The sequence below is a fragment of the Okeania sp. KiyG1 genome (assembly GCF_014132355.1).
In the GTDB taxonomy this organism is placed as follows: domain Bacteria; phylum Cyanobacteriota; class Cyanobacteriia; order Cyanobacteriales; family Microcoleaceae; genus Okeania.
This window is the reverse complement of the sequence record NZ_BLZO01000153.1, coordinates 1-23175: the sequence shown is the minus strand read 5'-3', so window position 1 is coordinate 23175 and position 23175 is coordinate 1. Positions and strand designations below refer to the sequence as shown.

Below are 23175 nucleotides of genomic sequence, written 5' to 3'. Positions count from 1 at the left end.
CCTATTCTGTATAAAGGTGATTATTAATCGTTGAAACCTCTCACATTAAAAACCATCTTCAACAACACTCGTGACCATAACTTTATTTCTAAGCAACAACCGCAGACTCTCTCGAAAAGGGCTAGTTTGATCGGCTGGCAATAATACTGAAACCTGTTCTGGTATAGCTTTTAGACTGATACGCCTACTGATAATAACCTGCCCTTGTTCGCCTTGATTATTGGTCTCAAAGCGTGCAGCAAGAACTCTTACTTCCCACCTACCCGGGGCAATTTCCACAGGCTCAGAAACCTCATAAATAACAACCGAAGACTCTAGAAATCCATCAAGGACTGCCTTTGGAATTATCTGACTTCCCATTAACTTCAGGAATTCGGTGCGAAATCGAGGTTCCATTAAAAAGCTTGCCATGTATACTTTTGAAGGAACTTTCACACCCACAACTGATACACCCGCATCCTTCTCACCATTCGGCAATTTATTATCCCACTCAAACATGAGCTGGATAAATGATTCAGCCGTAGATTTAAGAACTCCTGGCTCCCGATGTAGTGGCTCTACCTGTACAATGTCGTGTGCAGTACCATCACTCATCTGCACATAAGTTCTTTCCATCGTAGCTAAGGAGCGATTATTCAAAACTAAAATCAAAGCTCCCATAGTACCAAAACACAGGCTACCTGCCAGAAGTAATAAAGCAATCAGAAATTTAGGAGTATCTTTTTCTGGAATAAGAATATTGGCCATGATACTAATTAATAATTAACAATTAATAATTAATAATCAATAATTACCTCTCCTAAATAATTAACAATTAATAATTATCGCTCGCCGGAGCATTAACAATTAAGCACATTACCAAATTAATTACGCTTTTTGTCAGACTGAAATCCTTATACTGTAGGCTCACATCAAATTAGGGTAGGTAAACAATTTTTTCAGCAATTAACAATTAATAATTAATAATTACCTCTACCTTTTAGGGAGAGGATTGAGGAACAAAGAAAACAATTTGTTTTTCCCCTTCAAGGGGGAATATTAAAACCTGAATCATTTAATTATTCATTATTAATTATTCGGTTAGGGAGCTTAACAATGAATAATTATTCATTATTAATTACAAGGGGAGACTATCTCCCTACACATACGCAACTCAATTATTAATTATTGAACAGAGGCCAACGATAGTTACCACAAATAGTTTGAATGTTTCTAATAGTCAGTAGTCAGAGATTTTAACAGTTTTTTTTGAAACTATCAATTCAATTAAACAGGGATTAAAATCCATTTTTTTACTGCTATTATTGCCACATAAAAAGCTTGGTTTTCTTGAAAAAATAGGCAATTATTAATTATTAATTATTCATTATTTCTGGAATGCTTGCCGGATTCTGCGAGCAAACGCCCGCCCCGCTCCTGATTGAGCTACTACTCTTGTCGTCGCGACTCCCGCTCCCATAGCAAAGCTCCCCACCCCGGAAACAACAGCAGCAGCTTGCTTACTAATAGCTTGGAATAAGGCCACACCACCCATCTGCCCTAGATAGATTGCTAGTACAGGACTAGCAACAGCAATGAAAGCAGCAAAAGCAATATCTCGGAAGCTAGTCCCACCCATATCCTGTCCGGCTGCAACTTGAGCTTTTTTGACAACAATAGCCGTTAAACCCACAATGATGTTGTAACTGAGCATGGTAGCGAACATCCCCACCATCGCAGAAGCCCAAGCAAAGACAGTTTTACCTGCCACCGGGAGGATACTAATACCTAAAGCAGGTGGAAATAACAGTGCTGTCATTAGTAACGCAGCTTCCATACAATTAATAAATGCCCACTGAATGGCATACAAAAACATCATCAGGAGGGTAATCAGAGCAGAGCGCAAGCCATTTGTCAAGGGATTTCCACCACTCACAGTAGGGGAAGGTACATCAACCCCCGCTTCATTTGCTGCCTCTTCCCTAGCTGGATCTTCCATACACTGTTGTTGCTCTGCGGGTGGTAGATTCATACAATCCGCGTATATCTCTTGCTCGATCGCCTGTTCGGCATTCTCCTGTCGTATTTCATTTAGGGCAGTTTGAGCATCCAGTGAAGAAGAGCCAATCTGTTGAGTAAGGACAAACTGAACATTGTAAGAACCAATACCGTAAAAGGTTTGCACCACCCCCGCTGCCAAAGTTCCATTCCCTCCAAGCAGACACACTACTATGAGTGGCATAATCAGCAAATCAGCCAAAGCACTCCAACTTTGTTTTTCAAGCAAAGGCTGAATCTTTTCAATAGCTAAGTACAGTAGTGAGATTCCTGCCAGCAATAATCCCAAATCATTCAAGGCTTGCCAGAGAGGACTACTGGAGGAAATAGCTTCACCCCATAGTTCACCCCAAGCTTGAGTGGTGCTTTGGTTTAGTTCGGAACCAAGATTAATTAAGTCACTTCCTGTTAAGTTAGCCATTTTTCACTTACTCAGGTTCCTTGAAAGTGGAAAATTGAGAGCCGTTAGCCAAAGCTCGAATATTGGCAGATTTTTCAACTCGATTTCCAGCATTGCCACCCTGCAAAGTTGTCGAAATATCACTGAGGATTTGATTTCGATAAGCATTATCAATTCGGTTTTGCTGAGTTTCAGTAAATATTGCAGCTTGTTGGGCGGATAAGATGGATAGCTGATTAGATTGAGCTGCCTCTGCTTGTAACTTCAGCCCCATTGCATCTAATTGAAGTCTCTCCAAGTCTTGAGTAACATCCGTACTTTCTCCTTCTGATACCAAAATTTTGCCTTGCTCGGCTAGTTTTTGTGTAGCAGCAGCCATAAGAGCAGAAGTTTGAGTAGTTTGATCTCCAAATTCTATTTTTTCTTTGATTTTTTCCTGAGCGTCCTCTCCCAAAGCTGACGAGGAGGCCACAGCTTTTGCTAGTTTTCCCGTCAACTCGACACTTGCTTCATTAAGGAGTAGCAAATTATCCTCGACACTAGAACCTAATTGCATCCCAAAGGTAAAATCTTCAGTCCCAGCGTTTTTTAATTCCTCCAATAATTTATTAGGATCGGGAATATTCATGTCTCCATAAATACCAGAAATCTCTAAATCCGGAAGATTTAATTCGTTCAAAGCATCATCCAAAAAATCATTAGGATCGATCGCCAGTAATTCGGATATAGGGCCAATTAAATCATTGATCTGATCCTCTATTTTCCCTTGTGCATCACTCAGAATATCTTCAGGATTCAATCCCAAGATATCTTCAAAGCTGAAAGAAGCAGCGAATGCAGGTTTTGCAATAGCTATACTTGCTACTGTTGCCCCACTAACTAATAGTTTGAAAATCCGTAGAGTTTTCATCCTTTTTTCTCCTTAAAAATACTACTTTCCAATTTCTTTAATAGAAACACCTCCTCTTAATACCTTGATATAAGCAGCAGCAAAATCTCTGGTTCCTTTAAGAACCCCTACTTGACTCTGAGGATATTGATTGATAAACCTTTGCCTAGCAGCTTTTTCATCTTCTGAATTAGCCACCGCAGCCAGAATCATTGCTCCGGGATAATATCGCAAAGGACTCCAATAGCGATCGCCTACCTTTAACAACCACTTAGTAAAATATTCCGACGCATCAGGATCAAATGCTTCAGTCGCGTTTACTCTGATAGTATCGGGGTCATACTCACAGTATTTAACATAAGCGGAAGCAGCAGCAGCCGTAGTTTTTCCTACCATCTCAATAGAAGTATTTTGGAAAATTTTACTGGCAGCAGAGCAAGCAGCAATAGCATTAACATCCTGTAAGATTAATAGCCCTGAAATACCATCCTTACGGCCAGTAGCCCAAATTGTCCCGACCATTTCTGCAAATCCAGGCTTACTCAGCAATACACTCAATTCATCTCCCACAAACAAACTTCTAGGATGGGACAATCCGTTGGTCACGCAAGCCATAGCTGCCAATAAAGACATGATTTGAGCATTACTGTCATTATTCAAACCTGACAGAGCAAATATCTTTACCATAGGGTCTGGCGGTATTGTACTAGGGCGACCAATAGCCTGCCCAATCTCTGGATCGTCCAGTTTTGCTGAAATTTGGTTGACAATTTGATTAATTGCCAGTCTGTCAATTTCCTCAAAAGACTTCAATCCCAACTTTTCCTTAGAACAGAAATTAAGCAAATCGTGCAGGGTTGGGATATTTTGCCAGGCATTAGAATGAAAACCTTGCTCAAAAGCAAAGTTGTAGCGATCGATAATTTGAGGATTGGTGGTAAAAACCTGAATCATCTTTACTACCAAAGCGTTAACTCTTTCTTGCAACTTCGGGTCGTGGATAGACCCCATAGCAATACCGACTAATGCTTGTTGAAGAAACTGTTTCCAACGATTCAACCTTTCTGCTACTACTTTTCTATCCATTCCTCTCAAGTCAGGAGGCTCCACTAGGTTGTAACTTTGGTTAGCCATGTTGAAAAAAGCAGCCTTATCCCCCAACATCCGACAAGCTGTAGCAAAGGTAGAATCGCCACCAGTGGAAATGTCCATTCCCACTACTGGAATACCTTGAGCAAGGGCATCCACAATAAAGCGAAAACCCAAAACCGACTTACCTCCTCCAGAAGTGGCAGTAATAATAGCCCGCTCTGTCTTCCGAAACAAATCTACATAGATAGGTTGTCCGCCCTTGTCAGTAATAAACTCCACACCACGACCACCTTTGTGAAAAGGTCGATAGCAGGTTAGAGGTAACAAACCAGCCACAGTATCTGTATCCAAGATAATCCGTCTGTTTGAAAATAAACTGGTTTGACACAGCAGCTTTAATCTATTAATAGGCAAAGTTTCTACCCACAGCCTCCATGCAATATTAGTTTCTCGAATTACACTTGCTATGCCAAAACTCCTGCACATCAAAGCACAAGCCTTATCCAATTGAGCTTCTGTATCGCGGTAAATCACATACAGCGGAGCGCACATCATAGGTGTAGCGCCCGTTACTAATTTCCTTTGTGCCTCAAAACTTTCCTCCTCTCGGACTACCGAACCTACGTCCAAACCACCACCCTGCTCAACAGTATGCTGATTGCTAGCCTCAGCTTGTTTTGCTATTTTTTCCAAATTATATCGCATCGCTGCCTTTGATCCAGGCTCCATTTCTAGCCAAACTTCGGTGTCGTAAACAAAAGAAGCTGCCAAGCAATCAAACTGCCACCGGAGTTGTGAACGACGATCGCGCCATCCAGTGGGAGCTTCTTCCATTGTTAATACCGCCCCGATAGTATGATTTAAGTAAATGTACTCCCGACTGCCATTATGTTGTGGGCAAGATGTTTTTCCGTCAAATCCAGACAGCGCCACTGACAACGTATCTTTTTGAGTATTCGTTATAATTTGACGCTGAAGACCTTGGCCCATTTCTGAGACTTTAATAATTTGGGGGATTTCAGGAGCAACAGTACATCTTCCATTGAACCTATACCATAGCCAATGCCATAAATCATCATCGGCTGGATTTTCAAGAGAAAGTCCGACTTTTGTCTCCAGGAGTAACCGCCAAGGCAGATACCCATTTTCATAAATATCTTTAGCTAGCTGACAATATAGATTTTCTTCCCATTCCCCTTGAGTCCCCATAAAAGTTCGGGTTGTTTTGCCAATTTTTCTCGCCACTGTTCGCAGGATTTTATCTGTAAACCCATCTTTCTCGCGATAATTTTTATTGCCAGTCCAAGTACAGAATACCCAAATTTCCCAAAACTTCCGATTACCTATTTCATCTAATTCATCAATCCTAATTTTCTCATTATTTACTAAAACCGATATAGGTAACATTTCATTTTGTAATGCCTTTTCCGCAAGTTGTTCGAGTTCTTTTTTTCGAGGAGCTTTATTTCGGAAGCATCCCATATGGAATGTGATTTTTTCATCAGAGGGAAATTCTTTGAAAGCTTCAGTGATCGCTTCCGAATATTCGACTATTTCCTCAGTATGAAGCTGCGGATGAAATCCACATAGTTTAAATGGAATCACTGCTGACCATTTATCTCCATCCTCATTCAGCAGCCAGCAGCCGAAACTTTGTCCACCTATAGTAACCCGAAGCGTAACATGAAGATTACTTTCAAGTTGAAAAGGTCGGTAAGTTGTAGTTTTTTTTCCATCTACAGAAGCAACCGCTACTTTTTCCTTCATCATCATTTTACATTTTTGCTCAAATTGCTTTTCTTCCGCAGATACCCACATGGTTGGTAAATTTACCCAATCTTTTAAAGGGATAATCCACAAATCGGTATATTGTTAGAGTCGATGGAGGGTATTATCCCTCGCACCTCTCCTTCAGAACCGGACGTGCGACTTTCACCGCATCACGGCTCCTAGATAATCTTAGGCTTTTGGCATGGATGCCCATGTGGATATAATCGTGACATGACTCATGTACTGCTAAAAGATTATTAGGTTTCCAATTGTCGTGGTTGCCGTCGATATGGTGCAGTTCTACTTTTTGATTGTTTTCTAGGTAGTATCCGCAGTGCCCACATTTATAACCTTGCCGTTTTAACGCTTTTGCCGTGTGACCATCGTATAGGCTGGAATTTCTTTTACTCCAGTAGAGTAAGTCACCGTCATAAGGAGATTTTGTCCCTTTGACCATGACGAACTTGTTCTCGGAGTAGTTTACCGTTGGAAATGCTTGATTTATGAGTTTTTTGGCTTCATTTTTACCTTTGTTTTTGTCCTTTAAGAACTTTTTAAAGGTTGTATAGCTTAAGAGCCATAGACTAAACCTTGACCCGTCCATCTTGCAATAACGGTGGTAATTTCTCCAACCTCTAATAATAGGGTCTAGCTTTTTCGCTTTGGCGGTAGTGGCTAATGCAGAGTTGTTGACTATGGCTTTAACCTTCTTGCGGAGTTTTTCGTAGTTTTCCTCTGAGGGGGTGCATCGAAATTTCCCGTTTCCTTGCACTTTGAAGTGCCATCCCAAGAAGTCAAAGCCTGCCGTTGCCCGTGTTATTTTTGTCTTCTCTGTTGATATATTCATCCCACGTTTTGCTAGGAACTGCTGTACTTTTTCTAAAATCTTCTCAGCGTTATCTTTTGGCTTCAAGAAAAATATCATGTCATCCGCATATCTTACGGACGGGTGGATATCCTCTATACCGTTTAGTGCTATGTTGGCTAGTAGTGGTGATACTACACCACCTTGGGGTGTGCCTTGTTCAGGAAATTCTGGCGATACCCCTGCCTTTAAACATCTCCATAACCCCGTTTTTATTTGTTGGGGGGCAATGACCTTAGTCATAATCGCCTTGTGGCTAATTCTGTCGAAACATTTTTCAATGTCTAATTCGATTACCCGTTTACTTTTGCCTTTGGCTTGACTTTTGAGGTTATCGAAGACGTATTTTTGTGCGTCTTGTGCGCCTCTTCCGGGTCTGAAGCCGTAACTTCGGGCGTGGAATGTTGCCTCGTGGGCGGGTTCTAAGGCATATTTAACAAGACATTGCCATGCCCTATCTGCGATGGTTGGGATTTTTAATGTTCGGATTTTCCCATTTTTCTTAGGGATTTTAACTTCCCTTAATTCCTCATGTTCCCAATGGTTTGCTTCTTTTAGCTTTTGAGCTAGGTTAAGCCTTTGTTTGAAGTTTAAGGATTTTTGTCCATCGACCCCACAAGTTTTCTTCCCAGAATTAAGCTGAGAGACTTGTCTTACAGCCAGCGTCCTTGCAGCATGAGATTTCAGCACCAAACGTTGAAGACTTTTTACCTTGCGGGTGTCTCCATTCTGCATGGCTTTGTAGATTCGTTTTTGGAGGCGGAACAGGTTTTTCTGGAATTTCTTCCAGTTTTGGTTGCTCCAGGTTTCACTATGATTGTTCATGTGTCTAAACGTACTCTCTTACTAAATTTCACTACGCTGATTACCCTGCAAGCAATTTGCGCTTGCATCCTACCCGTTGGAGAGGTTTCCGTGCTTTCCCACCTACTCTCTTATTCGACCTTTCCTAGAGACTCTCTCAACGTTTTTCCTCGTTCCGAGTTACAGATTATTATGACGGTTTAGGGCTGTCCAATTCGCCTACACGATCCCCAGGGATGCGTTTAACGCTATAAAATTTGACGCGGGGATAATCGTGTGCGGTCAGGAGATTTTGGAGTGACTCCTTGCCGAGAATTAAGACGCTTTTTCAGGACATTCCGTAATGTACCCATGCCGTCTCCCCATTACCCCCAGTGTGCCTATCACCCTTAGCTCTGGTTGGGGCCTGATGCCAGCTTCACTCCGTTAGTGGAAAAGTTCTAGCTCGGTGTGGCCAGGTCGGGAGTCCGCTTTCCCTTAGCGGGCTGGATTCTCACCAGCATCCATAACTCAGTTATCTAACAGGCTCTTCTTTGGTGGCCTCACTTATTGCAGGCTCTTCCTCCGTGGCCTCGTTAGACCCTATTCATACCCCTCTAGTTTCTAGAGGCTCTTAATAGGAACGAGTCGCACTATAGCTCTTCTTGCCAGTCAGGAACCACCAGGAGGCAATCAGCCAGACCGAACTTGCTCCCCATACAGCCAATCCCAGAGATAGCAATATTTCACAGACGAAGAAGCTCAAGCCAATCAAGAGCCCCCATGGAACTAATTGATCTGCGGGGACTGGACCTATGGATGCCTCTTGTTGGTAAATTTTAGAGACTTTGACAAAATCTGACTGATTCTCCATATTCAGAAACTCCATAGCTATTTTTTCAAGAGAAAGTAAGAAATTTCTTGCTTTCTCTGTCAGACAAGAAAAGTTTTGAATTATAAGGCTACGCACCCAGTATGAGCTGTGTCATTACCTCAATCGCCAACACGAAGCCTACACCTATAGCCATCATGTTGCCAATTGGTTTCCAGTCCCCACCCTGCATAGCTTGTGATACCAAAAATATACCCCCTACCAATATCCCCAAAATCACGATCACCCGCAACACAGTAAAAATCAGGGTAACTGTTGCAGGATCGACAGTCGAACCCGAGCCTGTGAGAATCTCATTCACCTTTGCCTCAATAGCATCGAATAATAGGGCATGAGCGGGCATCCCTATGCTGGAAAATATCATACAACAAATCAAGACAAGTGCTGCTACATGATGGGCCTTAAATCTTACACCGATTAACTTACCTAGTGGCGGGAAATAATCAATCATCATTTTTACGCTATGTGCAATTAAGCACACAATTAAATACACAGTCATCATTGCTGGATTCTGAATACCGATAAAGGTAAGTCCGGCAATAACAAACGCAAGCAACCATAAGTCTCCTTTCTCAATAGGCATTCCTAATGCTTTACTTAGTTTTGATTCCAAAGTTTCTGGACGACGACGGTAGCTTATAGGATAGTCACCGCTGTTTTGCCCTTCATAACGTAGTTGCATAAACTTACTCCATTTTTCTTTTTCAAATTGAGACACACACGCTGAGTTTTTCTGCGGGATATATCAAGTAATCTCCGCATTCTAGATGCGCACGGGCTATAGCTATCAAATTATTTAGGTCTCACAAACCTCTTATTCCGCATACATACAATTAACGCTCCATTTCTGGCCTTTTTTCCCGATGTTGAGACTCCTGTGTCAGCAAATCATCCACATCTGAAGAAGGAATTTCACAAGTATCGCATCGCACGAAATTGTCAGCTTCAATGGAGGCACTAAAAATCTTACGGGGGTTCCCCCATTCATCGGTTTGCTTTAAATCAAATCCTTCTAATTGATACGATAGGTCTGACTGCTTTGAAATTTCAAAGACACGTTCAAACTCTCCATTAGTATCCGTCCAATGGATAGAGCCAATATCCGTCCTAAACTGTTCTGGGGCATGGCGTTGGAAGTAATCAATTAAATCCTTACTATCAACATTTCGGGTATACTCTGACTCTGTTTGAGGTAACTGAAGAATGCGATTTTGTTCTTCCGACGATAGAGAATTATCGGAAATCTGCCAACCTTCATCGGTTTGTTCAGCCCGAAACCGCACCTGTTTATAAGTGATGGTTCGTTCTTTTTCGTCTGAAGAAAATTGATATCCTTCAGCATCAACTGCCTGATTATCAAGCAATCGTGCCACATTGGCTTTATGTGCCTCAGATAACTCGCTATCGGCCTGCCAGTCCTGTAAATTTTCATCCCAACTTGCTACAGTAACGTTTTGAGTAATACTAATAGTATTCTCGTCAGAGTTGAAGTGGAGGACACCTAAGTTAGTTTCAATAGGCTCATCCTGATTCAAGTCATGTGCAGTGGCCCGTACACGAACAAACTGTCTTAATGACTCTGCTACAGCTTGAGGACTTTCCTGAAAGTTGGTTGGGACATCGGAGCTTGGGGTTTCAGTGTCAACTTTTACTTGAGCTAACCGTTCATCAAAATGACGTAAGGCTTCCTCGTCATGGAGCCAATCATCATCACTCTCAGATTGAGATCTTTCTACTGAAGGCCGAGAATTCTCCTCCAATTGCGTTTCTGTCTCTTGCTCTTGCTCCTGCTCCGAGCCCCAAACTTCTCTGCCAATTTCAACAACTTCTGCCAGGTGCGCCGTCACATCAAGAAACATTCCCGCATAGAACCTGCCATCTATATAGTCACTTTGCTCAAGATGATTTGCCTGTTGCTTCATCATCTGGATTAAATTTCCAGGAGCTACCTCTACATCTATATTTTCTAAACTAAACTGTTCCTCATTTTGAGACGTTTCATCCTGTTCGGAGTTCAATTCAGGTGAATAATCTTTGCCCAAAGAGGGTTCATCGACAGTAAATACATCCTTCATTGACGAAATAGGTGTACTTACTGACTCACTCCTTGGCTCCCGATCTTCAGATTCATCCACCTGTTTAACCTCCAAACGCTTCAATATAGAGGGTTTTGTGTATTTACGACCTAGTTGATATCCGGCAAAAGGGATACCTTCATATCGCATCCACCACCCCTGTGATGTAGGATGTACCTCTACTCCTAAAGATTCCATCGCAGCAGTCAAATCTTCAAAGGAACTTCCCGGTTCTAGGCTTTCATCAATAATATTCTGAAGCTTTTGCCGGATACTGCGCTTAGTTGGCTTGATAGTATTTGACTGCTCTTCAAGTTCTCCAATATCTGGAACAGCTTGCAAACCATACTTGCGCTCCACAGTCCGCAAGATTTTGGGAATCTTATAATAATCCCAGCTAGTATTAGCACACTTGCCATTATCATCCACCAAATTAATCAATAGATGAGCATGAGTGCGCGTTTTTTCCGAGCCTGGATAATTTACATCGTTATGCAAACCTACCAGCACCTGGTTCTTATCAAGATTTAGATCGTCAATAACTTGGCTACAAATTGCTGCCCATTCACCCCGGCTCAAATTATCTCCGGCTGAGGGAGACAAAGACAAGTGATATGCTGGACGCTTAACTCTGTTATTACGACTCGCCACCCATTGCATCGCCGCAGCTTTTTCTGCTACCGTCTTGCCTTCAAACACATTCTCAAGAAGTACTTCGGCTCCCGGCTTGCCAAATATATAGCTGGCGACACTATGAAATTTAGTGTTTCGTGTGACTTTACCAATCATGATGCTCATCCAACAAGCATTGAATATCTTGAACAACCTTAAGAGTTTGGGGGGAAAACTCTTCAGTAGAGATTAAATCTCGTACCAGATGAAGTAGAGTTTGCAATTCTACTTGCTGTTTCCTAAATTTCAACCTTTGCTCAATGAAATCTGTGAGGCAATTAGGAGTGAACAACTTTTCTCGAACTACCGAGCTAAGACTCTTTTCACTCCTTTCTGCCAATGCTTTTAGGACATTGTACTCGGAGAACGTTAACCGAACTCTCAAATGACAATCTCTTTTCATTAGTTAGATTAAATTTCATCCATGATTCAGGAGATACCTCACACAATCCTTGAGCTTGTTTTTAACTTAGTCGCTGATTTTAGAAATTGCAACCCCTAGAACAGGTCTCAAAAAAACTTGCAAGCAATGGCAAAAGTATTAGACGAACTAGGATATGGTCTTACCTTTTACACACAAGCGATATTTTTATACACACACGCGATATTTTTATACAAACTTATGCACATTATTTCTTTTTTTTCTTCCGAGCTTATTTTTTAGCTTACTTTTTCATACACACACACGATATTTTCATAAACACACGCGATATTTTCATACAAATTAATACACTCTATTTTTTTGTTAATTTTCATATACTTCTTAACTTTATGTAATAGTTAGTTTTTCTTTCCGATAGCAAATGCTATCGGAAAAACTCTGACAATTGCGTTATTCAACTTAGCAATATTAAAAAACATAAACACTATCCAATTCATTTTTTTTTGAGGTATCAAGGAGACTAAATCAACAAAGTTATTGGCGGAGGTACACAGTGGCTAAGGAGACACAAACAATCACCATCTGTATCGATCTTGGTAGTAGTCTCACCAAAGTTGTCTGGAGTTTGGATAATTCACCAGACATTAACTTTCTCACCATGGAACCCGAGATCATAGAGTGCGAACATGGGCACTTAGACACATACCGATCAAAACGTATCAACCTAAACAGTGCCAGCAAGGATGATGCGTGGGTAAATCTTAAAGACAATAAGCAAAGTAGTTTTGCTATTGGGTTCTTGGCTTCTGCCCTGCTAGCCGAGGCCAACCTAAAAGCTCTCAAATACGAATCAGCTTTGTACAAAATTCTTGCCGTCTTGGGGGTTATTGCCGAACAAACCAAATTCAGGCTAGCAATTAACCTGACCATCTTATTGCCATGGTCAGAGTGGAACGATCAATCTAAGCTGAAGGAGCAAATCAAGAAAGAAGCCAAATCATTTTTGTTTACAGGTAAGCCTATAAACTTGCGGGGTTTAAATTGTATGTGCATACCTGAAGGAGCAGGTATTACCCTGAATAGGTATACAGGAATACTTATTCAAAGCAGCAGATTCATTACCACGCTAGTATTCGGACACCGTAATACCAGTATCCTCACATACCAGAGAGGAATGATGATTGAAGCTGATACCACCAATTTAGGTTTTTTTCGCCTCATAGACCGGATTATCGAACTAACTTCCGGTCTTGACCGAAAACTATTAAATAAAATAGTTTACCAATTAGGAGATCCCGTAAATCCCGATAATCCCATCCTAAACCAGCTATGTATGTCACAAATACCCCAAAATCAGCAGAGAGAAAAAGATGAAATTATTGTTGCCATTCGCACAGCGCAGCAATACTATTGGGCGTTAATCAGTCAATGGCTGCAAAAACAAGTTCCAAAATCCTTAAGTGAAGTGGTCGTTGCAGGGGGAGCAGGAAAATACCTGTATCATAGATTGCAGGAACACTTTTCTACCATTTCAACCTACTGGGGGACTGATTGGCAAGACCTGATCGAAGCTTCTCCTCAATTCAAAAATTTAGATCTACATGAAGAATGCAGAGATATCCTAGCATTTCGATTAGTAGATGCCTATGCTGCCCACTCCTACCAACTAAAAAGCCTCCACGATTCTCAAAATCAAAAGTCTATACCAACTCCAGTCTAGAAAATTTTAACATTTTACATACTCACTCATTATGACTCATACCCAAGATCCCGTAGGTAGACTCAGACTCAATCGAGCAATCTACGCTGATAAAAAAGATCCCCTATATTATGCCTATATATTATGTTCAGATAGTTCGTATGTAGGTGATATAAACAGCGCAATTATAGAAGCTTTCCAGTTAATACATACCCCTCTTGGTTTATACAAATATGGCTCCATAGAAGAAGCTACACGTCTAGCCACACAATCTGTATCAATATATCACAAGGCCATATCAATTACCTCACAGAGACAGTTGGATTGATACCCCGTCAAACTAATCAATTTAATTCGTATTCTCTCTCTCCTGCACCTACAATTGAACCTCAAAATGTTACCTCAGACAACGATATCCCGCTGTCTGAGACCGAACAAATAGGAGTCCAATTATTCAACAGTTTCAATATTGATTAAGGAGAACAACGCATGACATATATCATCCTCGTAGGAGGAATTAAGGGTGGCGTGGGAAAAACCCTCGTGTGCCGTACCTGTATAGAATATCTTGAATCAACGGGTAAGTCTGTTATTGCCGTAGATTCAGACCGAGAAGTTCAAGATGTGTCCGAACTTTATGATTCTGAATCAATTGGATTTTCTGACGATTTGAGGCGGGCAATGGAACCGGATAAAATTTTAGAGATGGCCGAGACCAATCCCGACTACATAGTAGTTAATCTGCCCGGTAACACATATCAGCCACTTCTGGAATGGCTAATAACCACTGGAAGTATTCAAACTCGAAAAGCTCCTGAAGGCAGACCCCAATTTATCCAGTTTTTCATCACCGACGGTTGTTGGTCTTCCATTCAATTGCTTCAAAAATCTTTGAGCGAACATAATGATAACCTTCCTCATGTTTTGATTCGTAATTCGGGGCACTTAATGAGTTCTCCTGATTGGAATTACCTTAATAACGTGCCTGAGTATCGGGAATTGTTCGAGAAGCACTGTATATTAGTAGCTGATTTTCCTTTAGTGGCAACACCCGTACTATTTGAATTAGACCGCAAAAATCTAACATTTCGACAAGCTATAGACACTGCGAATAGTTTGTTAGCGCGACGAGCAAGATTTTTTGTCAATCAGTACAACTAAACCTTTGACCAGATTTTTGAACAGTTGCCGAATCTTGTTGAGGGTAAGTTAAAAGTCCCTAAAAAAAGTCAGAAGAAGGTTACTTTAGATGATTTGGCCAATCAACTCAAAAAAGATATCAGCTCTATTGAGTCAGCGATCACTAATACCAAAAATCTGAAAGAATTAGCAGCAAAATTAAATGTGTCTGAAGAGACACTTAACCTGTCCAACGAACAGTATCAGAAGCTTCGAGACAAAATCCCGGCTGAATCTGGATCTAAATCTAACTAATTTCCATACTAAGAGAAACAGCTTATGTCAACCCCGAGTCAGTGGATTGAGCAGAACCAGAAAGCCTTGAATCACCTTTTGGATGGCGAACCAGAAGAAGCAAAAGTATGGGTCCATAGTTTTCTTACTCAAAGTGGTTCTGCGCTTGAAGATCCGTTTTGCAGTCAGATTGCAGCAAACGCTTATTTAGCCTATGTAATACGCAACAAACCTGATGAAATCCGTTCTGCCTTTGAAATAGCTGAATCAAATATGTTTAAAAGGATTGGAACTGAATTTGATTCAAAAGAGAAAGTTACCAGCAAGCTTTATCCGCAGAGATAGAGGCACGAATGAGTTGGATGGCAGAACGGTTGGTTGCGGAGCGTTTTGATAGTCCTTCTGAAACAGAAGATAAAGAAGATAAGTCTGTACAGGGCCTCAAAATTGCAACTCATAAATTAGCGCATAGCGCGATCGTTGCTTCAAGTGGAATTATTGGCCTAGTGTTGGGTCTTTTCATCAGTTCTTTTCTGAGCAGTAAAAACCCCATTAATCCTACTACAGACAATCATCTTCTTAATTGGGCCAAATCAAAGCAGGGGGAATTCGCCCGGCAATTGATTGAATGGAATGGCGATCGCTTGGTGTCTCGAAAATGCGAAATCGAAGCGAAACGCGATCGTATCACTCTGGCCATTGATGGTATCCAAGCTACACGAGGAGTTTGTGCAATTTTTGTGAGAAGTCCCCGTGAAACGGAGCCTCAGAAAGTAGCTGAATAATTATGCAAAGAAAGTTGCGATGACTAGAAGACATTATACACATTGGCCTCTACTAGAGAGTCCGTTAACGGCGATCGCCGTCTCGCCCTCAGACCGACAATGCTTTTTTAAGCAGTTTGAGCAATGGGGTTTGGATATGGAATTGCCCCTATACCTATGGAATGCCGGATATAAATATGTCCAAGAATTTCGTTCAGGCAAGATTACCCCTACTCCTACTGCAGTTGAGGATAATATTCTTGGTACTATCTGTAACGCTAGTCGGGATGGGATTTTCTTGGTTGAAGGTATCGTCCAGAGCGTTGATCCTCTCATAGACCTGCAACTACGGAATGCCCACGATGCCCTAACACAGAGGGACAGCCTAACTTTTATAGTGCTGTTTGATGCACTTTTGGACATACCGATGAATTTGTATCCCTTAATTCCTCAGTTGGAGAAGCCTTTTCCTTCGTCCAAAGAACTTGAGGAGTTGGTAGCTCAATTCTGTCAGGAACATCCTTTCAAAAAAGAATCCGATCCTTTACCATTGCTTCAAGCTTGTACGGGACTGCCAGAAGGCGAGATTACCCTTGTTCTGAATCGGTTGGTAGGTGAAGCTAGTACCCTGGAAGAGTTTGCAGATTCGGTTTTGGAGTATGCTAAACAAAAATTAGCGGGTAAAGGTGTTAGGATTTTGCCTCCTCCTGACGTACCCAAGGCTGCTGGCTTGGATTTACTTGATAAAGATATAGATAAAATAGCATCACTATTCGATCCTCGTGCATCTTCTTGGAAATTACGCAATCCTAATGGTGGCTTGCTTTGGGGATTGCCGGGGACAGGAAAATCCCTTGTGGCAAAGATGATTGCCCAACGCATCAGAGCAAAGATGATAGCGGTAGACTTCAACCAACTTGTAGGCTCTACTGTATCAGAATCGTTACAGAATCTCAAGCACCTCCTAGATTTGGCAGATAATTCTGGCAATGTAGTCTTATTTTTGATGAATTTGAGAAAAACTTTGTGGGGTGGGAGTCTGGCGGTAGTGGCGGGGCGATGGCCAAGATGACTGGGGAATTATTGTCTTGGCTGCAAGACCATACTACTCCCGTGTTTATGCTGGCAACAATCAACAGATTAGGATTGCTCCCGGCAGAATTAGTCCGGCGCTTCAAATATGTGTGGTTTTTGGGCAATCCCCATAATGGAGCGTTGTATGAAATTTTTCAAATACATCTAGGCAAATATTGTCCCAATTTGCGTTTTACTGATTCACAATGGCGAATTTTACTTGATGAGTACCGAGGTTGTTCTCCGGATGAGATTGGTAAGGCCGTTGAAAGAACTCTAGAAACAAACTTTCACCACCAAGTACAAAGTGCAAAGGAACAAGGAAAAGCCTTCAATCCTCGAAAATATTTACCCCAAATTTCCTTAGAAGATTTGCTGACTGAACGGCAGAATTTCACGCCTGCTTCAGCTAATAAAGCCATCAGCGATCAACTTTATGCCATTAAGCAAGATGCCGATTTTGCTCGCCCGACTTCAGGGAGAGATACATCTCGTTTTGCTCGAATTAATCGAGGAATGTTCGAGCAGTCTGGAGCGAAAACCAGGGGACAGGTACGACAAAGCTCAACCGTCAACCTAAATCACTCGAAGTAATTTAATGAATCTAAAAATAGCAACCATATTTACTGGATTTACTGGGCTAATCCTACTACTAACCACTACAACTGCTTCTAGCAATCCCAATACTATCACAGTGCAGCAGGTGGGGGAGCAGCAAGTAGCTATGCCGGACATAGAGAACTGGACATTCAATTCTATGCCTAATATAGAGGGTATGGATGCTCCATCCCAACTACTCAAATTAGGCTCCTTATCCTCCCTGGGAGCTTCCGAATTTACTTTAGAACAAACATCTGCTTTTTTAGGGGTGGATGTCAATCAATTAACTCTGAACCAATTACCACTGATGGGAGAACAAACCCTGGGCAATTTAGTTTTGGGTGATGGCATTTCATCAGCCGGGGTTCCCTATTTAGATCAGTACAAAATCAAGCAAATAAAACCCCTTGCTACTTTTTTTAAGAACAATCCTCAATTTGAAGATATCCAACTTTCACAAAATTTAGGTCAATTTGTGGCCAACAATCCCATTGCTGCCAATATACAATTGAACGAATTGGGGAACCTCAAAATAGGCAGCATCCCAAACCTGGGAAATACTCCCCTTAAGAATTTTGTTGATTGGGAGAATTTTAGTTTAGACAGCATTCCCGGAATCTCGGATATTCCACTCTCTCAGTTTCCCAATCCTTTGAATTTGAGCAGTATTAGCATCATTGCTAGAATTGACACTGTGAGAGGTCCCGCTGAAGCCAATTGGGGGCGGACTGTTACAGGTAGTTCGGAGGTAGGTTTTGAGTTCCCGTGCAATAAAACCTCGGAAAATACAGAGTCCTGTTCCCACATAGAACTTGACGATCCAGAAAACCTGGGTGCGACTGTCTCGTCTCCATTTGAGGGAAAAGCTTGGATTAACGGCCAGCAGCAGTGGGTTGATGGTGGTTCTGGATTACTTAAAATGGCAGTTCTGTCACCCGTCGCTAAACCTGGATTAGAACCTACCGGACGATTTCCATTTGGAGGTTTTGCAAAGATGGTATTATGGGAGGTTGATGAGACAAACGACTCGGCACAATTTGTCTTGTTTTTGCGTTACTGTAACACTGGAGGTTGCACGCCATACAATATTGGCCCTATACCTTTCATGGAGTATAAGAGAGATGCCATGATTCCTATTGGTAGCTTGCGCAGTAATCCTCCAAGTAATCGGCTGCCTATACGGACACAACAACGGTTGGCACAGCAGCAGGTGAGAAGGCAGCAACCAAGTATATCAATGCGAGGCAATATCATTACTGGGGAGGAAGTGGCAGGTGGAATTTCTCCATCTATTTTGGCAGAAGGAATTATCAAGATTCTAAGCGTGGGTTATAGCAATAGTCAATCTGATTTTCCCCCAATCACTTGTTTGGGCGATCGCTGTGGAAAATCTCTTGGCAAATACCATCTACACTCTACTCACCAAAAAGTAATAGAAAGTATTACTCTGCATGATGGGGGTGAAAAATTTCTCTTGAATTTAATAAAATCCAACCATCCTACACCCACAGCTCTAAACAAATTTTTTCCCCCATCCAAACAAGATGAGGTGATGCGACTAATTATTGGTGAAGCTGCTCTATTAGCTCGCAGCGAAATCGATCCTACTACCGACAAGTATTTTTGTGGCGATCGCTTGATTGAAAGAACTGCTCAAATTTTTGCTGGTGGGTTGTTCACCCCCATTGACTCTAGGGTAGCAAATGCTGACAATAGCCTAACTATACTGAAATTGGGCCAGAAAGTAAGGACTTATTACAACTCTCATGGTGGCACTGTAGTTAGCTGTGCCACTAACTAATTTGTTGAAAAATCATGACACCCTCACAATCAAAAAATATATTTACCTTATAGTCCCTTTTATTAAAGGATTTGCTCTATTTCTCATCCTGAGTGGATTATTCGGAATTATTGGGTGTGGCTCCCATGCTCAAGCTATTAGTGGTTGGAAACCTGCTACTACAGTCGTTTCTGAAGATACAGCAAAGCAAATTATTGCTGATAATTCGTCCGAAAAGGCTAACGAGAACACTTATAAGCAATTAGAAGCAATTCGTCTGACTAATAAACTTACTTTATTTAAGATAAATTCACCATCTTTTTGTGGATATTTTGGATGTCTACATCTTGCCTATCTAGAAGAAACTCCGGGAGAGTATAGACCTATTTTGAGGCGATATATCAATCCGCTTCTTCCTAAAAATACTACTCAAATCCAATTACTGAAAGAGCCACCTAATGGTGTTATTGCTAAAAGTTCCCTACCTTGCTTGCGATTTTTCCAAACACATCCCACAAACAATACCCTGCAACAAATTACCGAATGTTTCGACGGACAAGTTTACAAGATTGTGGAAACCAGAAATAGTGTTATTGGTAATTAATAATTAATAATTAATAATTGTTGATTAAATATTTAATAATTATTGATTTCAAAAATCAGGTAAAAAGCCTCCCTTTTCGATTGAGATTAATAAGTAATAATTGAGTCGCGGATTCATGGGGGTAATATAGAATCCGGTTGAATAGTTATTGTATAGTTGGGAGTAGGGGAGTAGGGGAGTGGGGGAGATTAAATATTTAAGTAATTATAGAATTATCAACATATACTATATAACCGAATTCTATATAATACCAATAAAAAGTAATGCTATACTTAGCTGATACTTCAGTTGTTCAATAATTAAAACCAACAAATAAATCATTGCCTAATTAGATTTTTTTCATCTAATATTTCTGTTTGTTTCTGCTTTACTCACTCATTTACTTGTTTAAAAAAGTGTAAAAAAATCATAAGATAGTATAACTTATGATTTATTGTTGGCATCATCATTTAATTCTAGATTTTTGTAATTAATTTATTTATTTCCATACAGCGAAATATAAATTTCCTAAACCTTGAAAATCCTTGTTTTATTAATACATAAAATAGCACAGTTAAGAATGAAACTACCCTGCATTGTTGGTTAATTATTTATTGATCAGAGGTGGTTATTAATTGTTAATTATTAATTGTTAATTATTCAGGAGGAAAATCCTAAATTGAAAATCTTAGCACAAACTACTCAACCACCACCATCTAACAATATTGCAGGCGATATAGGCAGCGCCTTTGGCAATGTCTTTGGGGGAGAAAATCTACCTCTAATTCTGACTATGGGAGGGATACTTTTAGTAATGCAACTTCTCGGTGGCGACAAGAAACAAAAGCTCACCACCGCACATTGGGCAGGAAGAGGAGAAAAAGCTTCTGCTATTGGTAAATTATGTTCCGAAATTAAAAAGCGAAAAGTTTCTGAAATTGGCCTCTACTGTGGGGACTGGAAACTCAGGAAACGGAGTTCTATCGGCACTTTCTTTTCTGGCAATCCTCCTACTATTCCCGTGTGTACAATCAATCGAGGTGTAATGGTTGTCGGAGGTGCAGGGTGTGGTAAAACTTTTGGAGTTCTAAATCCTTTGGCCTCAGCAGCGATCGCTCAAAATCTTGGTTTTCTTCTCTATGACTATAAGGGAGAACAAAAGTGGGTTGTAGCGACTGAAGCATTGCAGAATGGTTACAAAAATGTGAGGGTTTTTGCCCCAGGAAAACCATATAGTTGTTGTATCAATCCTATCAAGGATTTCATTCGTAGTGCTACTGATAATTTTGGAGCTAAACAATTAGCAGAGGTTTTATATCAAAATGGCTCCAAAGATAATTCGGGCGGAGACCCATTTTTTGAACCCGCCAGTCAGCAACTGTTGCAGGCGTTAATTCAACTGGCGCGGGCGACGGACTACCCTGATTTAGCTATGTGCTATGCTTTAATCCAGCTTTCTGATTTAGAAAAAAGACTATTAGAAGCAACTCGCAAACGGGAAAAATATTCTCCTTTCCTTTGGTATCAATTCAATCAAATAGCTTCTTTAGCTAAGGAGGATGCAGGAAAAACTACTGGAGGTATTATTGCTGGAGCGTACAACTTATTACAGCCTTTGGTACAACCTCAATTAATGGCCTGTACTATTGGTGATTCAAGTATTCAGACCTACATCGATGACGGTATGATGCTTGTGGTTGAGAATGACATTGCCCGTCAAGATGCTCTAGCTCCCGTACTGGCAGGAACTATTCACATGATTGTTTTGCAAAACTTTGCAAAGCAGCGCCAGAGTGGCTTAGTTTTGATGTTTGATGAGTTGCCTACCATAAAAGTCAATGTAGCGCAATATGCAGCAGAGTTTAGGTCTAAGGGGTGTGGTACTATTATTGGTTTCCAGAATAATAAACAGCTAGAACAAAGGTATGGAAAGGAAGGAGCCACAATCATACAGGCGAACATGGCGACCAAGTTTTTCTTTAATCCCGGCCATGTGGAGACGGCAGAGGAGATTTCCAAATACTTGGGAGAGTCGGAAATCACCTACTCTACTCAAAATGTTTCTCATAATTTTGGTACTGGTGCTGCGGGGGGGTCACGTTCTAAAAATCAGTCTATTCAGATCGTGCCGTTGATGAGTAAGGAAGTTCTGCTCAAGTTTAAGCGTAGCTGTGTTTTTATTAATCCGGCCGTCGGAAGCTCTCAAGAGGGCAGCGTTCCCTGGCATATCAAACCCGAAATCAAGTTGCCACTAAAGCAGGTAAAACGCTTTCAGGGAAACGAAAAGATGTGGCAGGAGAAAATAGAACCTCGCTTAATTGCCTCTGAGTTCAAACGATTAGAAATTAGCAGTTATGATGAGTTGGATGAGCGCATGGCTGAAGAAATGAATAAGCGTATTGCTCTAGCAGAAGAACTTCTCCCTTTACCCGAAGATCCAAGATCTTCCGCAACAATTAGTTCGCGTCGCAGTAACCCTTTACCTATAGATATTTAAGTAAATTATGAGTGAAATAAGCATCGAAATACCTAATACTGTTCGGCGTGCTGTGGGATTTGAATTGACAGCCACAGCACTAGAAACCCTTGGGGATGACTGGGCTGTTTTTGCCCAACAATATCGCGGGTTTTCTGAGCAAATTAAAGAGCAAAGTCTTTCTGAGGGTATGTCTGAGGAATTATGGGAGGAAACTAGGCAAGCTTTGCTTGATGAGCGTGAGAATTCATCCTCAAATTGGCTACAGATTGATTTTTTTCCTTCAGTTTCGGGTGATAAGAATTCTACTGCTAGTAGTAGTGATGCTGCTAGTGGAGTCACTGTTAATACTATTGATACAGAAACACATCATAAACCTATAACAGCAAATCCGGCTATAAACAATGCCACTGATAAATTTAAGGAGAAAGAAGAACCTAAAGAAGAACCTGAAGAATCTGGCATTTCGGATACTGAGGAACTGATAGACGACGATCCTTTACAACAAGACTTAGTCCAACGAGCAGTTCCTATCCTTTTTGCTGCTCTGAACCGTTATGGAGTTGTCTCCAATATGGGTCTGGACATCCGGCTCGAAGGCGAACGCAATTCTGTTACTTGGTCTATCCTCGATCGCAAATTAACTGTAGAGGGAGAGGAGAATATGGAGATTTTGTTTGATTCACACAAACAAGTAGAATCCTTCAATTCGAGTTTGAGTAAAGAGTATGTGGAGCATCTGGAAAATCAAGTCGCTCCACAATTAGAAGCACCAGAACCCACTAAAGCTGTTAGTAAGAACATTAGTCGTTGATAAGAGGAGATATTTTATGATTGATATAAATTTAGATGATATTGATTTTAGTTTTCAGGAAAAGCTGATAGATGAAGTATCAATTGTTGCGAATAATATACTGAACATTCATGGT

At 41.0% G+C, this 23175-nt stretch carries 19 protein-coding genes; 11 read left to right on the top strand and 8 right to left on the bottom strand.

What is annotated here, in order from left to right:
* Nucleotides 1–45: 45 nt before the first annotated feature.
* The 8 genes from SAGCYANO_RS35150 to SAGCYANO_RS35115 form a co-directional block, all read right to left on the bottom strand.
* Nucleotides 46–747: a hypothetical protein gene (locus SAGCYANO_RS35150; RefSeq protein ID WP_202224285.1), complete on the bottom strand. Its 702-nt coding sequence runs from the start codon at nucleotides 745–747 to the stop codon at nucleotides 46–48.
* Between the two features lie 619 nt (nucleotides 748–1366).
* Nucleotides 1367–2458: a hypothetical protein gene (locus SAGCYANO_RS35145; RefSeq protein WP_202224284.1), complete on the bottom strand. Its 1092-nt coding sequence runs from the start codon at nucleotides 2456–2458 to the stop codon at nucleotides 1367–1369.
* 7 nt (nucleotides 2459–2465) lie between these two features.
* Nucleotides 2466–3347 (bottom strand): hypothetical protein, encoded by an 882-nt coding sequence (locus tag SAGCYANO_RS35140; protein ID WP_202224283.1) that lies wholly within the window; start codon nucleotides 3345–3347, stop codon nucleotides 2466–2468.
* A 21-nt stretch (nucleotides 3348–3368) separates the two neighbouring features.
* Nucleotides 3369–6278, bottom strand: a complete 2910-nt coding sequence (locus SAGCYANO_RS35135) for a type IV secretory system conjugative DNA transfer family protein (protein WP_237396996.1) — start codon at nucleotides 6276–6278, stop codon at nucleotides 3369–3371.
* Nucleotides 6279–6309: 31 nt separating this feature from the next.
* Entirely contained in the window at nucleotides 6310–7878 is a 1569-nt protein-coding gene (locus SAGCYANO_RS35130; RefSeq protein WP_202224239.1) for a reverse transcriptase domain-containing protein, read from the bottom strand.
* A 920-nt stretch (nucleotides 7879–8798) separates the two neighbouring features.
* Nucleotides 8799–9446 (bottom strand): hypothetical protein, encoded by a 648-nt coding sequence (locus tag SAGCYANO_RS35125; protein WP_202224238.1) that lies wholly within the window; start codon nucleotides 9444–9446, stop codon nucleotides 8799–8801.
* 115 nt (nucleotides 9447–9561) lie between these two features.
* Nucleotides 9562–11592, bottom strand: a complete 2031-nt coding sequence (locus SAGCYANO_RS35120; protein WP_237396988.1) for a relaxase/mobilization nuclease domain-containing protein — start codon at nucleotides 11590–11592, stop codon at nucleotides 9562–9564.
* Nucleotides 11582–11878 carry a hypothetical protein gene (locus tag SAGCYANO_RS35115; protein WP_237396987.1) on the bottom strand — a complete coding sequence of 99 codons (297 nt, stop codon included), beginning with the start codon at nucleotides 11876–11878 and terminating at the stop codon, nucleotides 11582–11584. The genes SAGCYANO_RS35120 and SAGCYANO_RS35115 overlap by 11 nt, the downstream gene beginning before the upstream one ends.
* Before the next feature lie 532 nt (nucleotides 11879–12410).
* Between SAGCYANO_RS35115 and SAGCYANO_RS35110 the strand changes: the two genes are divergently transcribed.
* The 11 genes from SAGCYANO_RS35110 to SAGCYANO_RS35060 all read left to right on the top strand — a co-directional run bounded on the left by SAGCYANO_RS35110 (nucleotide 12411) and on the right by SAGCYANO_RS35060 (nucleotide 23060).
* The gene (locus tag SAGCYANO_RS35110) at nucleotides 12411–13577 is read left to right on the top strand and encodes a ParM/StbA family protein (RefSeq protein ID WP_202224235.1); all 1167 of its coding nucleotides are present in this window, start codon (nucleotides 12411–12413) and stop codon (nucleotides 13575–13577) included.
* A 468-nt stretch (nucleotides 13578–14045) separates the two neighbouring features.
* Nucleotides 14046–14717, top strand: coding sequence for a hypothetical protein (locus tag SAGCYANO_RS35105; RefSeq protein ID WP_202224234.1), 672 nt, complete (start codon nucleotides 14046–14048; stop codon nucleotides 14715–14717).
* A gap of 24 nt (nucleotides 14718–14741) precedes the next feature.
* Entirely contained in the window at nucleotides 14742–14990 is a 249-nt protein-coding gene (locus tag SAGCYANO_RS35100) for a hypothetical protein (RefSeq protein ID WP_202224233.1), read from the top strand.
* Nucleotides 14991–15014: 24 nt separating this feature from the next.
* Entirely contained in the window at nucleotides 15015–15314 is a 300-nt protein-coding gene (locus SAGCYANO_RS35095) for a hypothetical protein (protein ID WP_202224281.1), read from the top strand.
* An 8-nt stretch (nucleotides 15315–15322) separates the two neighbouring features.
* Complete coding sequence (locus tag SAGCYANO_RS35090; RefSeq protein WP_202224280.1) at nucleotides 15323–15754, top strand: DUF6753 family protein; 432 nt, start codon at nucleotides 15323–15325, stop codon at nucleotides 15752–15754.
* Between the two features lie 19 nt (nucleotides 15755–15773).
* The gene (locus tag SAGCYANO_RS35085; protein WP_202224279.1) at nucleotides 15774–16805 is read left to right on the top strand and encodes an AAA family ATPase; all 1032 of its coding nucleotides are present in this window, start codon (nucleotides 15774–15776) and stop codon (nucleotides 16803–16805) included.
* Nucleotides 16760–17401, top strand: coding sequence for a hypothetical protein (locus SAGCYANO_RS35080; RefSeq protein ID WP_202224278.1), 642 nt, complete (start codon nucleotides 16760–16762; stop codon nucleotides 17399–17401). Before SAGCYANO_RS35085 ends, SAGCYANO_RS35080 begins: the two co-directional genes overlap by 46 nt.
* Nucleotides 17402–17405: 4 nt before the next feature.
* Complete coding sequence (locus SAGCYANO_RS35075) at nucleotides 17406–19208, top strand: hypothetical protein (RefSeq protein ID WP_202224230.1); 1803 nt, start codon at nucleotides 17406–17408, stop codon at nucleotides 19206–19208.
* The gene (locus SAGCYANO_RS35070; protein WP_202224229.1) at nucleotides 19195–19791 is read left to right on the top strand and encodes a hypothetical protein; all 597 of its coding nucleotides are present in this window, start codon (nucleotides 19195–19197) and stop codon (nucleotides 19789–19791) included. Before SAGCYANO_RS35075 ends, SAGCYANO_RS35070 begins: the two co-directional genes overlap by 14 nt.
* A gap of 658 nt (nucleotides 19792–20449) precedes the next feature.
* Entirely contained in the window at nucleotides 20450–22267 is a 1818-nt protein-coding gene (locus SAGCYANO_RS35065; protein WP_202224228.1) for a type IV secretory system conjugative DNA transfer family protein, read from the top strand.
* Nucleotides 22268–22274: 7 nt separating this feature from the next.
* Nucleotides 22275–23060 carry a hypothetical protein gene (locus SAGCYANO_RS35060; protein WP_202224277.1) on the top strand — a complete coding sequence of 262 codons (786 nt, stop codon included), beginning with the start codon at nucleotides 22275–22277 and terminating at the stop codon, nucleotides 23058–23060.
* Nucleotides 23061–23175 lie beyond the last annotated feature (115 nt).